10 protein-coding genes are annotated in these 12,858 nt (G+C 61.1%); all 10 read right to left on the minus strand.

Annotation, left to right across the window (positions count from 1 at the left end; translation table 11 throughout):
* Positions 1–31 precede the first annotated feature (31 nt).
* Positions 32–1,594, minus strand: a complete 1,563-nt coding sequence (locus UB48_RS17285; RefSeq protein WP_045199277.1) for a SpoVR family protein — start codon at positions 1,592–1,594, stop codon at positions 32–34.
* Positions 1,591–2,862 (minus strand): YeaH/YhbH family protein, encoded by a 1,272-nt coding sequence (locus UB48_RS17290; RefSeq protein WP_045199279.1) that lies wholly within the window; start codon positions 2,860–2,862, stop codon positions 1,591–1,593. Before UB48_RS17290 ends, UB48_RS17285 begins: the two co-directional genes overlap by 4 nt.
* A gap of 134 nt (positions 2,863–2,996) precedes the next feature.
* Positions 2,997–4,919 carry a PrkA family serine protein kinase gene (locus UB48_RS17295; protein WP_010221441.1) on the minus strand — a complete coding sequence of 641 codons (1,923 nt, stop codon included), beginning with the start codon at positions 4,917–4,919 and terminating at the stop codon, positions 2,997–2,999.
* Between the two features lie 281 nt (positions 4,920–5,200).
* Positions 5,201–5,530: a thiosulfate sulfurtransferase GlpE gene (glpE, locus tag UB48_RS17300; RefSeq protein WP_045199281.1), complete on the minus strand. Its 330-nt coding sequence runs from the start codon at positions 5,528–5,530 to the stop codon at positions 5,201–5,203.
* A 14-nt stretch (positions 5,531–5,544) separates the two neighbouring features.
* Positions 5,545–6,420, minus strand: coding sequence for a symmetrical bis(5'-nucleosyl)-tetraphosphatase (locus tag UB48_RS17305; protein ID WP_045199283.1), 876 nt, complete (start codon positions 6,418–6,420; stop codon positions 5,545–5,547).
* Positions 6,420–6,800, minus strand: coding sequence for a Co2+/Mg2+ efflux protein ApaG (apaG, locus tag UB48_RS17310; RefSeq protein WP_045199285.1), 381 nt, complete (start codon positions 6,798–6,800; stop codon positions 6,420–6,422). The genes UB48_RS17305 and apaG overlap by 1 nt, the downstream gene beginning before the upstream one ends.
* A gap of 104 nt (positions 6,801–6,904) precedes the next feature.
* Entirely contained in the window at positions 6,905–7,711 is an 807-nt protein-coding gene (gene rsmA, locus UB48_RS17315) for a 16S rRNA (adenine(1518)-N(6)/adenine(1519)-N(6))-dimethyltransferase RsmA (protein WP_045199287.1), read from the minus strand.
* A complete protein-coding gene (gene pdxA, locus UB48_RS17320) occupies positions 7,708–8,697 on the minus strand; it encodes a 4-hydroxythreonine-4-phosphate dehydrogenase PdxA (RefSeq protein WP_045199289.1) in 990 nt (329 codons plus the stop codon). Before pdxA ends, rsmA begins: the two co-directional genes overlap by 4 nt.
* Positions 8,694–10,013: a peptidylprolyl isomerase gene (locus UB48_RS17325; protein ID WP_045199291.1), complete on the minus strand. Its 1,320-nt coding sequence runs from the start codon at positions 10,011–10,013 to the stop codon at positions 8,694–8,696. The genes pdxA and UB48_RS17325 overlap by 4 nt, the downstream gene beginning before the upstream one ends.
* Entirely contained in the window at positions 9,994–12,804 is a 2,811-nt protein-coding gene (locus UB48_RS17330; RefSeq protein WP_045199293.1) for an LPS-assembly protein LptD, read from the minus strand. Before UB48_RS17330 ends, UB48_RS17325 begins: the two co-directional genes overlap by 20 nt.
* Positions 12,805–12,858: the final 54 nt, after the last annotated feature.

Raw genomic sequence — 12,858 nt, forward strand, 5'->3', positions numbered from 1 at the left:
GATAACCTGTCTGGCAGCAACGGAGGGCGTGCTAGAGGTGCACTACCGCCAGGTCCAGGCGACCATAGTCAGCTTCGCCGTGCTCGCCTTTGGGCGGCACATGGTGGGTTTTCATCACCTGCTCGCCCTGCAGGGTCTCCAGGTGGATGTCAAAGCCCCAGAGGCGGTGCAGGTGCTTGAGAACCTCCTCGGTTGAGTCGCCCAGGGGTTTGCGGTCGTGTTGCTGGTGGCGCAGGGTCAGCGAGCGGTCGCCGCGACGGTCGATGCTCCAGATCTGCACGTTGGGTTCACGGTTGCCGAGGTTGTACTGGGCGGCCAGGGTCTCGCGGATGATCCGGTAGCCACTTTCGTCGTGGATGGCCGGTACCAGCAGGTCTTCGCGCTGATCGTCATCGAGGATGCTGAACAGCTTTAGGTCGCGGATTACCGTCGGCGACAGGTACTGGAGAATGAAGCTTTCGTCCTTGAAGCTGCTCATGGCGAACTTGATGGTCGACAGCCAGTCACTGCCGGCGATGTCGGGGAACCAGCGGCGGTCCTCTTCGGTAGGGTGTTCGCACATGCGGCGGATGTCGCGGTACATCGCAAAGCCCAGGGCATAAGGGTTGATGCCGCTGTAATAGGGGCTGTCGAAGCCTGGCTGGAACACCACGCTGGTGTGCGACTGCAGGAACTCCATCATGAAGCCTTCGGTCACCAGGCCTTCGTCATACAGGTCGTTCATCAGGGTGTAGTGCCAGAAGGTTGCCCAGCCTTCGTTCATCACCTGGGTCTGGCGCTGTGGGTAGAAGTACTGGGCGATCTTGCGCACGATACGCACGATTTCACGCTGCCAGGGTTCGAGCAGCGGCGCGTGTTTCTCGATGAAGTAGAGGATGTTCTCCTGGGGTTCGGCCGGGAAGCGTGCGTTGTCGCGGTCGCTGTTCTTGTCGGCGCCCTTGGGAATGGTGCGCCACAGGTCGTTGATCTGTTTTTGCAGGTGCTCTTCGCGTTCCTTCTGGCGGCGCCGCTCTTCTTCGGCGGAGATCGGGTAGGGCCGCTTGTAGCGGTCGACACCGTAGTTCATCAGCGCGTGGCAGGAGTCGAGCAGGTCTTCGACGGCATCGATGCCATGGCGTTCTTCGCACTGGGTGATGTACTGCTTGGCAAACACCAGGTAGTCGATGATCGAGCTGGCGTCGGTCCAGGTGCGGAACAGGTAGTTGCCCTTGAAGAAGCTGTTGTGCCCGTAGCAGGCGTGGGCAACCACCAGGGCCTGCATGCAGATGGTGTTTTCTTCCATCAGGTAGGCGATGCAGGGGTCGGAGTTGATCACGATCTCGTAGGCCAGGCCCATCTGACCGCGGCTATAGGACTTTTCAGTGCTAAGAAAGTGTTTGCCGTAGGACCAGTGGTGATAGCCCAGCGGCATGCCGACGGAGGCGTAGGCGTCCATCATTTGCTCGGCAGTGATCACCTCGATCTGGTTGGGGTAGGTGTCCAGGGCGTAGCGCTCGGCCAGGCGGCTGATTTCCCGGTCATAGGCCTGGATCAGTTCGAATGTCCATTCGGACCCGGTAGAAATAGGGTGGCGCTTCTGCTCTCTAGCGGTCATGTCACTAACCTGCGCTGGAAGAGTTCACGGAAGACCGGATAGATATCGCCGGCCGACACCAGCTGCTGCTGGGCGAACGTATCGGCAAAGGCTTCGCCGATACGCTCATACTCGTACCACAATGCCTGATGTTCGCGAGGGGTGATCTCAACGTAAGTGTAGTACTGGACGAACGGCATGATCTGCTTGGTAAGAATCTCGCGGCAGATCGGCGAGTCGTCGTTCCAGTTGTCGCCGTCTGAAGCCTGGGCGGCGTAGATGTTCCATTCATTGGCCGGATAGCGCTCGGCCATGATTTCCTGCATCAGCTTCAGGGCGCTGGAGACGATGGTGCCGCCGGTTTCCCGAGAGTAGAAAAACTCCTCTTCGTCTACTTCGCGGGCGCTGGTGTGATGGCGGATGAACACGACTTCGATCTTGTCGTAGTTGCGCTTGAGGAACAGGTACAAAAGGATGAAGAAGCGCTTGGCGATGTCCTTGGTGGCCTGGGTCATGGAGCCGGAAACGTCCATCAGGCAGAACATCACCGCCTTGGAACTGGGGTTGGGTTGCTTGACCAGCAGGTTGTACTTGAGGTCGAAGGTGTCGAGGAACGGCACGCGGTGGATGCGCGCGCTCAATCGCTCGATTTCCGCTTCAATTTCCTGAATATCGCCGAAGTTGTCCGGTTCTTCGCGCTTCAGGCGCGCCAGTTCTTCTTGCGCCTCACGCAGTTTTGCCCGGCTGCTGCCGGACAGGGCGATACGCCGGGCATGGGCTGAACGCAGGGTGCGGATGATGTTGATGCGTGACGGGTTGCCTTCGTTGCTGATACCGGCGCGCACGGTCTTGAAGGTGTCGGTGCCGGTCAGGTGACGTTTGACCAGGTTGGGCAGTTCGAGGTCTTCGAACATGAACTCGAGGAATTCTTCCTGGGTAATCTGGAAGACGAACTCGTCCATGCCTTCGCCAGAGTTGCCGGCCTTGCCGCGGCCGCCGCCCCCGCCGCCCCCTTGCGGACGGGCGATATGCTCGCCCGCGGTGAATTCCTTGTTGCCAGGGTGCACCACGGTCTGCTTGCCGCCGCGGCCATGGTGCAGCACCGGCTCGTCGATGTCGCGACCGGGAATGCTGATCTGCTCGCCATGCTCCATATCGGTGATGGAGCGGCGGCTCACGGCCTCCTCGACGGCCTTCTTGATATGGTCACGGTAACGCCGCAAAAAGCGCTGGCGGTTGACCGTGCTCTTGTTCTTGCCGTTCAGGCGTCGGTCGATCACATAGCTCATAGGCCCCTCCGGGAGTAGGCGGTAGCTGCAAGCTGTAAGCTTCAAGCTTCAAGTTGGATCACCGCTGCCCCCGCAAGCCGACACGTATTTGACCTACGTGCGCGACTTGCAGCTGACAGCTTGCAGCTTGGCGCTTATTGCGATTTTCTGACTCGCAGGTACCATTCCGAGAGCAGCCGAACTTGCTTGTCTGTGTAACCGCGTTCCACCATTCGGGTGACGAAGTCGTTGTGCTTTTGTTGATCCTCTTTGCTGGCCTTGGCGTTGAAGCTGATGACCGGCAGCAGGTCCTCGGTGTTGGAGAACATTTTCTTCTCGATCACCACCCGCAGTTTTTCGTAGCTGAGCCAGGTCGGGTTCTTGCCGTTGTTGTTGGCCCGGGCGCGCAACACGAAGTTGACGATTTCGTTGCGGAAATCCTTCGGATTGCTGATGCCGGCCGGCTTCTCGATCTTCTCCAGCTCTTCGTTGAGGGCGATGCGGTTGAGGATCTCGCCGGTTTCCGGGTCGCGATACTCCTGGTCCTGAATCCAGAAGTCGGCATACAGCACGTAACGGTCGAAGATGTTTTGCCCGTACTCGCTGTAGGACTCCAGGTAAGCGGTCTGGATTTCCTTGCCGATGAACTCGATGTAGCGCGGTGCCAGGTACTCTTTGAGGTAGCGCAGGTAGCGTTCGCGCACTTCGGCCGGGAACTGTTCCTGTTCGATTTGCTGCTCCAGCACATACAGCAGGTGCACCGGGTTGGCGGCAATTTCGTGAGGGTCGAAGTTGAACACCTTGGAGAGGATCTTGAAGGCGAAGCGGGTCGACAGGCCGTTCATGCCTTCGTCCACTCCAGCGGCGTCGCGGTACTCCTGGATCGACTTGGCCTTGGGATCGGTGTCCTTGAGGTTTTCGCCGTCGTACACCCGCATTTTCGAGTAGATGTTCGAGTTTTCCGGCTCTTTGAGCCGTGACAGCACGGTGAACTGGGCGAGCATCTTCAGGGTGTCTGGCGCGCAATGGGCCTTGGCCAGCGAGCTGTTGAACAGCAGCTTGTCGTAGATCTTGATCTCGTCGCTGACCCTCAGGCAGTACGGCACCTTGACGATGTAGATACGGTCGATGAAGGCTTCGTTGTTCTTGTTGTTGCGGAAACTGTGCCATTCCGATTCGTTGGAGTGAGCCAGCAGGATCCCGGAGTAGGGGATCGCCCCAAGGCCTTCGGTACTGTTGTAGTTACCTTCCTGGGTTGCCGTGAGCAGCGGGTGCAGAACCTTGATTGGCGCCTTGAACATCTCGACGAATTCCATCAGGCCCTGGTTGGCCCGGCACAGTGCGCCCGAGTAGCTGTAGGCGTCGGCGTCGTTCTGCGGATATTCCTCGAGTTTGCGGATGTCGACCTTGCCGACCAGGGCGGAAATGTCCTGGTTGTTTTCATCACCCGGTTCGGTTTTGGCCACGGCAATCTGGTTGAGGATCGACGGGTAGAGTTTGACCACTTTGAACTGGCTGATGTCGCCCCCGAACTCGGCCAGTCGCTTGGTCGCCCAGGGCGACATGATGGTGTTCAGGTAGCGTCGTGGAATGCCGAAGTCTTCTTCGAGAATGGCGCCGTCTTCAGCGGCGTTGAACAGCCCCAGGGGCGATTCGAATACCGGCGAGCCCTTGATGGCATAGAAGGGCACCTTCTCCATCAATTGTTTGAGCTTTTCGGCCAGGGACGATTTACCACCGCCCACCGGGCCCAGCAGGTAAAGGATCTGTTTCTTCTCTTCCAGGCCTTGGGCGGCATGGCGGAAATACGACACGATCTGGTCGATGCATTCTTCCATGCCATGGAAGTCTTCAAAGGCCGGATAACGGCGGATCACCTTGTTGGAGAAAATGCGCGACAGCCTTGAGTTGTTCGAGGTGTCGACCAGTTCCGGCTCGCCGATAGCCATCAACAGGCGTTCGGCCGCCGACGCATAAGCGCTGCGATCGCTTTTGCAGAGCTCAAGGTACTCTTGCAGCGAAAGTTCTTCCTGACGGGTGGACTCGAAACGTTGTTGGAAGTGGCTAAAAATACTCATGACGTCACCTCGCTCGATACGTGGAGCCGACGCCGGATCAGTCAGCTGATGCTGGCATGCAATCGACACCGCCGATTGCTGTATACCCCCCAGAACACCTAGAACTCGCTACCGATGACCCGCACGCCGGTGTACCGGCTCTCCCCTTTTTGGATGGCCTGCGCTTAAGGATAGTTCGTTATCGGGGAGGTCAAGGGCGGTTGTACATGAAGTTCGCCATGACCGTTCGTCTGGCCAGGCGCGAGCCCGCACAGGACGCGGGCTGCGAGAGATGAAAAAAATTATTCGGCAGTGCCTTGGGCGGTTTCTGCAGGGTAGGTGCCACGCCACAGCTCGAAGCCGCCGTCGAGGCTGTAGACGTCGGAAAAGCCCTGGCTGATCAGGTAGGCGGCAGCGCTCTGGCTGGAGTTACCGTGATAGCAGACCACTACGGTGGGGGCATCGAGATCGGCAGTGCGGATGAAGTCCGCTACCGAGTGATTGTCCAGGTGGCTTGCGCCGGTAATGTGGCCGGCGGCAAAGGCTTGCGGGTCGCGAATATCGACCACGACCGCACCTTGCTCGCGCAGCGCCTGGGCCTGCTCGGGAGGGATGCGTTTGAATTCGCTCATGGGTACGGTTTCCTTCAGGACTGGTCGTTCATTCTAGCCGGTTGTGCGGACGCAGGCTGCGTGCGCGGGGTGCCTTGCTCGGTGCATTCACAGCGCTGCAATGCGCCGGTATCGACGTTGTACAGGGTCATCGCGCCACCCCAGACGCAGCCGGTGTCCAGGGCGATCACCCCGGGCTCCTTGCAGCGCCCTTCAAGGGCGGCCCAATGGCCGAAGATGATCTTCACATGCCGTGAGCGGCGGCCCTTGTGGGCGAACCAGGGCTTGTAGCCGGGCGGGGCGGTGTCGGCGCCTTCCTTGCCCTTGAGGTCGAGCTTGCCTTCGCTGGTGCAAAAGCGCATGCGGGTGAAGTAGTTGGTGATCACCCGCAGGCGGGTGACGCCGCTCAGGTCCTTGCTCCACTTGTTCGGCTCGTTGCCGTACATGCCATCGAGGTAGGGCTTGAAGCGATTGTCGTCGCGCAGCGCTTCCTCAACTTCGCCTGCCAGCTCCAGGGCCTTGCCCAGGGTCCACTGCGGCGGGATGCCGGCGTGCACCAGCACTACGCCGCGCTGCTCGTCGTAATGCAGCAGCTTTTGCCGGCGCAGCCAGTCGAGCAGTTCGCCAGCATCTGGCGCATCGAGAATTTCGCGCAGGGTGTCGCTTTTTTTCAGGCGCTCGATGTTGTGCCAGGCGGCCAGCAGGTGCAGGTCATGGTTGCCCAGTACGCACACCAGCGATTCGCGGATGGAATAAAGGAAGCGCAAGGTTTCCAGCGATTCCGGGCCGCGGTTGACCAGGTCACCGACCAGCCACAGGCGGTCGACCTTTGGATCGAATCTCACCCGTTCGAGCAGGCACTTGAGCGGCTGCAGGCAGCCTTGCAGGTCTCCGACTGCGTATACCGCCATCAGTGCAGGGCTCCGGGGACGGCGAGGCGGAATGGGGCAATGACGGCGTCGAAACGCTTACCGTCCTCGGCAAACATCTGATAGCTGCCCTGCATGGTGCCGACTTTGGTGCTGATCACCGCGCCGCTGCTGTAGGTGTGGCTTTGCCCGGGCTCAATGGCCGGTTGCTGGCCGATCACACCGGCGCCCTTGACCTCTTCGACATGGCCATCACCGTTGGTGATCAGCCAGTGTCGTGACATCAGCTTGGCGGTCACAGAGCCATTGTTCTTCACCGTAATGGTATAGGCGAAGGCGAAACGGTCGTTTTCGGGGTCGGATTGTTCTTTGAGAAAGCGGGTCACGACGCTGACGTCGATCTGGTAACGGGGATCAGACATGCAAGGGGCCTTGGCAACAGACGCGGATACGGCGATGGCGTCAGTCTAGGCTATCGGCGGGGTAGCCGGCCAGTCATGCGGGCATGACTGGCCTATGGCGCAGGTTACGCGGCGCCCTGTTGCTCGGCCAGCTTGTCGGCCAGGCGCACGAAGGCGGCGAGGTCGAGTTGCTCGGGGCGCAGGCTGCCATCGACGCCGGCAGCTTCAATGGCGTCGCTGCTGAGCAGGGCCTTGAGGGTGTTGCGCAGGGTTTTGCGGCGCTGGTTGAAGGCTTCGCGAACGATGCGTTCGAGCAGGCGATGGTCCTTGGCCGGGAACGGCAGGGTTTCGTGTGGCACCAGGCGCACGATCGCTGAATCGACCTTGGGCGGCGGGTTGAACGCGCCGGGACCGACGTTGAACAGGTGTTCGACCCGGCAGTGGTACTGCACCATGATCGACAGACGGCCCCAGTCACCACCGCCAGGGCCTGCGGCCAGGCGCTCGACCACTTCCTTCTGCAGCATGAAATGCATGTCGCGGATCAGCTCGGCGTTGGCCAGCAGGTGGAAGATCAGTGGCGTCGAGATGTTATACGGCAGGTTGCCAACCACGCGCAGGCTGTGGGGGGCAGCGCCGAGGGTGGTGAAGTCGAACTTCAGTGCATCGCCCTGGTGCAGGCGAAAGTTGTCGCGGTTAGCGAACTGCTGGTTGAGGATCGGTACCAGGTCTTTGTCCAGCTCGACCACGTCCAGCTGCGCGCCGCTGGCCAGCAGGCCGGAGGTCAGGGCGCCCTGGCCCGGGCCGATTTCCAGCATGCGCTCGCCGGCCTTGGCGTGGATCGAGCGCAGGATGCGGTCGATGACCCCGGCGTCGTGCAGGAAGTTCTGGCCAAAGCGCTTGCGCGCCTTGTGTTGGTATTGCTCGGTCATTTTCGGGTCTCGGCCATCTGGTAGGCGGTTTCCAGGGCGACCTGCAGGCTGCCGGTGTCGATCTTGCCGCTGCCGGCCAGGTCCAGGGCGGTGCCGTGGTCGACCGAGGTGCGGATGATCGGCAGGCCCAGGGTCACGTTGACCGCAGCGCCGAAGCCTTTGTACTTGAGCACGGGCAGGCCCTGGTCGTGGTACATCGCCAGCACTGCATCGCAGTGCTCCAGATATTTGGGGGTAAACAGGGTGTCGGCGGGCAACGGGCCGCGAAGGTCCATGCCTTCGCTGCGCAGGCGCGCCAATGTCGGTTCGATGGTGTCTATTTCTTCGTGGCCCAGGTGGCCACCCTCGCCGGCATGCGGGTTGAGGCCGCAGACCAGGATGCGCGGGTTGGCTATGCCGAACTTGTGTTGCAGGTCAGCATGCAGGATCCGCGTGACGCGCTCCAGGCGCTCGCTGGTGATGGCGTCGGCAACCTCGCGCAGCGGCAGGTGCGTGGTCACCAGGGCCACGCGCAGGCCGCGGGTCGCCAGCATCATCACCACTTGCGCGGTGTTGGTCAGGTCGGCGAGAAACTCGGTGTGCCCGGAAAAGGCGATACCGCTTTCGTTGATCACGCCCTTGTGCACCGGTGCGGTGATCATCCCGGCGAAATGCCCGTCCAGGCAGCCTTGCCCGGCGCGGGTGAGGGTTTGCAGGACGAATGCGGCGTTGGCTTTGTCCAGCTGGCCGGCAACCACCGGGTTTTGCAGCGGCGTGTCCCAGACATACAGGCTGCCTGCCGGAGCGGGCTGGTCGGGGAGGGCGTCGAGGCTCACCGGCAGCAGCGTGACGGCCACGCCCAGCTGCGTGGCCCGCTCGGCGAGCAGGTCACGGCTGGTAATGGCAATCAGGGGGTGCGGCTGGGCTTGCGTGGCGAGCAGCAGGCACAGGTCAGGACCTATGCCGGCCGGCTCGCCGGGTGTGAGGGCGAAGCGCTGCGGTTTCACTGCGCGGCCTGATCGGCGCCAGGAAGCTTGATTTCGACGTAGGCTTCGTCACGGATCTGACGCAGCCAGGTCTGCAGTTCTTCATCGTACTTGCGGTTGCGCAGTACGTTCATCGCTTGTTGCTCGCGGGCCTGTTCGGTGCTGTCGGTGGCGCGGCGGCCCAGCACTTCGAGCACGTGCCAGCCATACTGGGTCTTGAATGGCTTGGTCACCTGGCCCTGTTGGGCGTTGGCCATTTCTTCGCGGAACTCTGGCACCAGGGCGCTTGGATCGATCCAGTTGAGATCGCCGCCATTGAGTGCCGAGCCAGGGTCTTCGGAGAAGCTCTTGGCCAGCGTGGCGAAATCTTCGCCGTTCTGGATGCGGTCATACAGCCGTTGCGCCAGTTCCTTGGTCGCCGCTTCGCTGCGAATCTCGCTTGGCTTGATCAGGATGTGGCGGACATGCACTTCGTCGCGCATGGTGGCACCACCGCCGCCGCGTTTTTCCTGCATCTTGATGATGAGGAAACCGGTAGGAATACGCAGTGGCTGAGTCACGTCACCAACGCTCAGGCTGCTGAGCAGCTTGGCGAGCTCCGGCGGCAGCTGACCGGCTTTACGCCAGCCCATTTCGCCGCCTTCCAGGGCGTTTTCGCTGGCGGAGCTGGCGATTGCCATCTGGCCGAAGTCGGCACCGCTTTTCAGGCGCGAGTAGACCTCACCAGCCTTTTGCGCGGCCGCCTGGATCTGCGCCGAGTTGGCGCTTTCCGGGGTTGGGATCAGGATATTGGCCAGGCGCCATTCTTCCGACAGTTGCATCTGGCCTTGCTCCGAGGCGAGGAAGTTTTTCACTTCCTGCTCCGAGACCTGGATGCGCTCGGCAACCCGGCGCTGACGCACGCGGCTGATGATCATCTCGCGTCGAACCTGCTCGCGGGCATCTTCGTACGACAGGCCGTCGTGGGCCAAAGCGGCGCGGAACTGCTCCAGGTTCATGCCATTGCGCTGGGCAATGGTGCCGATGGCCTGGTTCAGTTCTTCGTCGGTGATGCGGATGCCCGAGCGATCGCCGATCTGCAGTTGCAGGTTCTCGACGATCAGGCGCTCGAGCACCTGTTGGTCCAGGACACCGGCGGGCGGCACCTGGCCGCCACGCTTGGCGATGGTCTGCTGGACTTCGCGTACGCGGCTGTCCAGCTGGCTTTTCATCACCACGTCGTTGTCGACGATGGCCACAACGCTGTCCAGGGGTTGCACGGCGGCGTGCGCCGTGCCGGTCAGCAATACCGCGCCCAGCAACAGCGGGCGCAGACAATCAGTAAGCTTGGTCTTCACGAGTACGATAACCTTGAATGCCCTGGTCGAGGAAAGACTCGACCTTGTTGCCCACTACGCCGCCGAGGCCTTTCAGCACAATCTGCAGGAAGACGCCGTGGTCGCCTTTTTCGTTTTGCGGAATTGCCTGGCTGTAATCGTCGTAATCGATCCAGTAACGGTTGATCAGACGCAGCTTCCAGCAGCAGTTGTCATATTCGAAACCACCGAAGGCTTCCAGCGTGCGGTTGCGGTTGTAGTCATGCTGCCAGCGCGCGATCGCGGTCCACTGCGGAACGATCGGCCACATGACCGAGAAGTCATGCTGCTGGATCTTGTAGTAGTCCTTGATGTAGTTCGCGTCACCCGGCTGGCCATAGTCGCCACCACCTACCTGCCAGCGACCAGTGGCGCTGTTGTAGATGACCATGTCGTTGCGGTAGCGGTAACCGAGGTTGACCACCTTGTTGACGTTGTCTTCAGGCTGGTAATGGAACATCGCGCTGCCCGAACGGGTGCTGCGGCTGTCCGGATCCCAGTTGAAATCGGAATTGAAGCGCCAGTCGCGGTTGAAGCGGTATTCGTATTCCAGTGCGTACGGGGAAACGTCCGACTGGGCGTCCTGACGGTCCTTGTAGGCAATGCCAGGCAACTGAACCTTGCGGTCCTTGAAGTACAGGGCCTGGCCAACGCTAAGGCGCTGACGTTCAAAGCCGTTCTCTTCGATCCAGCGGTTGGTCACGCCCAGCGACAGCTTGTTCTCGTCGCCGATACGGTCGTTGCCACTGAAACGGTTGTCGCGAAACAGCGAGGCGTAGTTGAAGGTGTACTCGCTGGTATCGAAGACCGGGATGTCCATCTGGTTCTTGTACGGGACGTACAGGTAGTACAGACGTGGTTCCAGGGTCTGGGTGTAGTTCTTGCCGAACCACTGGGTGCTGCGGTCGAAGTACAGCCCGCTGTCGACGCTGACGATCGGAACATCGCGATCCTGCGTAGAATTGAACCGGCCGAATTCGCGTGGCTGGCCTGGCGCCTGGGCCTTGCCCTGACTGTCGAGGTCAAGGTCGTAGTGGGTGTAGGCGTACTTCAGCGATGGCCGTACATAACCATAGCTTGCTTCCATCGGCAGGCTGATGGTCGGCGCCAGGTGCAGGCGAGTACCGTTGGCTCGGGCCAGGCCGGTGATGTTCTGGTCGATGCGGCCACCGTCAGCGCGAACGCTGGTATCGAGCTTGCCGTCCTTGTCGAAGACAGTGCCGTTCTTCAGATCACGCTCGAAGCGTACAGCCTCGGATTCGTAGGTGAAGTTCATCCCGCCCGGGTGGTAAGGCAGCATGCCGTTGAAAGTGACCTGCGGCAGGCGGTCATACGGGGTGATCTGCGAAATGGTCGCCAGCTCGAAAGCCTGCACGTTCAGCCGCGCGGTGTAGGTATCGCCGCGATAGGTCAACGCACCTTGCTGATTGACGAAGTCCCGGCTTTCGACACCGATCTGATCCGATTCCAGGTCCTGGAAGTAGAACGGGTCGCTGAAGTCGGTGTAGTCGACTTCAGTCATCAGGCGCTCGTCGAGGCCGCCCTTGTGCTGCCAGTTGACCATCCAGCGCTGATCTTTGTAGTCCGTCTGCAGCTTGCGGTCATCATCCTTGTCATTCAGGTAGGCGCCACCGAACTGTCCTTCGCTGGACTTGGTCAGGTAGCGGAACTCACCTTCCATCAACATGCCGCGCTTGGCCATGTAGCGTGGATACAAGGTGGCGTCGTAGTTCGGCGCCAGGTTGAAGTAGTACGGCGTGACCAGCATGAAGCCGGTATCGCTGCTGGTGCTGAACGACGGCGGCAGGAAACCGGACTGGCGGCGGTCATCGATCGGGAAGTAGATGTACGGTGTGTAGAACACCGGGAAATCCTTGACCCGCAGGGTGACGTTGGTCGCGGTACCGAAGCCGGTGGCCGGGTTCAGGGTGATGTTGTTGCCCTTGAGCTGCCAGGCGTTGCTGTTCGGCTCACAGGTGGTGTAGGTACCGTCCTTGAGGCGGATGATGGCGTTTTCAGCACGCTTGGCGTATAGGGCGCTGCCGCGGATGCGCGATTTGTGCATCACGTATTCGGCGTTATCGACCTTGGCTTCACCGGTGTCGAGCTGGATGTCGGCGTGATCGCCGACCACCAGCGAACCGTTGTCGCGAATCTTCACATTGCCGCTCAGCTCACCACGGTTCTCGGCCTGGTACAGGTTGGCCTCGTCGGCCTCGACCTGCATGCTGCCCTGGCGCATGACCACGTCACCGGCGAGGGTGGCGATCTGCTGCTCCTGCTGGTAGCGCGAAACCTTGGCACCGATGAAAGTCGGCGACTCGTCTTTGGGCGTGGTGTCGGTCATGCCCGGACGGGTCGGCTCGATGTAGGCACCGGCGCAGTAAGGCCCGGTTTCGGCGAGCTGGGCTGGAGTGAGCTGGTCACGAGGGACCCAATCCAGGTGGCTGGCATCGGGGCTACGGGATTTCAGCACGCGGCCTTTGGCTTCGGTGACCAGCACCGGACCTTGAGCCTGCTCCTGGGCGACCTCGCCGGAGCCGGCTGGCGTTTCACCGGACGAGCTGGCGGCCGCCCCGGCGTGCACCGGGCGCGGCGGCAGTGCGGCGGCAGGGGTTTTGGGCTTGCAGTCCCAGCCTCCGGCAGCAGACACTTGGCAGTCGAACTGCTCTGCGGCAACCACGTATGGGGTGGCCAGAGGTTGCATCGCCAGCAAACCGCCGGTGACCAGCAACGGGAATTTTTTACGAAACGCGGGGGATTTCAATGCCATCTTATTAGTCCGGGCTTCCTGCGTGCCATCTGCCCGCGTGTGGGGCCGCACGCC

Origin of the sequence: Pseudomonas sp. 2(2015) (assembly GCF_000955865.1) — a bacterium.
GTDB lineage: Bacteria > Pseudomonadota > Gammaproteobacteria > Pseudomonadales > Pseudomonadaceae > Aquipseudomonas.

Bases quoted from the DNA above. Each gene is read 5' to 3' on its own strand.
- UB48_RS17285 (WP_045199277.1), bottom strand. From the start codon at position 1,594: ATGACCGCTAGAGAGCAGAAGCGCCACCCTATTTCTACCGGGTCCGAA.
- UB48_RS17290 (WP_045199279.1), bottom strand. From the start codon at position 2,862: ATGAGCTATGTGATCGACCGACGCCTGAACGGCAAGAACAAGAGCACG.
- UB48_RS17295 (WP_010221441.1), bottom strand. From the start codon at position 4,919: ATGAGTATTTTTAGCCACTTCCAACAACGTTTCGAGTCCACCCGTCAG.
- glpE (WP_045199281.1), bottom strand. From the start codon at position 5,530: ATGAGCGAATTCAAACGCATCCCTCCCGAGCAGGCCCAGGCGCTGCGC.
- UB48_RS17305 (WP_045199283.1), bottom strand. From the start codon at position 6,420: ATGGCGGTATACGCAGTCGGAGACCTGCAAGGCTGCCTGCAGCCGCTC.
- apaG (WP_045199285.1), bottom strand. From the start codon at position 6,800: ATGTCTGATCCCCGTTACCAGATCGACGTCAGCGTCGTGACCCGCTTT.
- rsmA (WP_045199287.1), bottom strand. From the start codon at position 7,711: ATGACCGAGCAATACCAACACAAGGCGCGCAAGCGCTTTGGCCAGAAC.
- UB48_RS17330 (WP_045199293.1), bottom strand. From the start codon at position 12,804: ATGGCATTGAAATCCCCCGCGTTTCGTAAAAAATTCCCGTTGCTGGTC.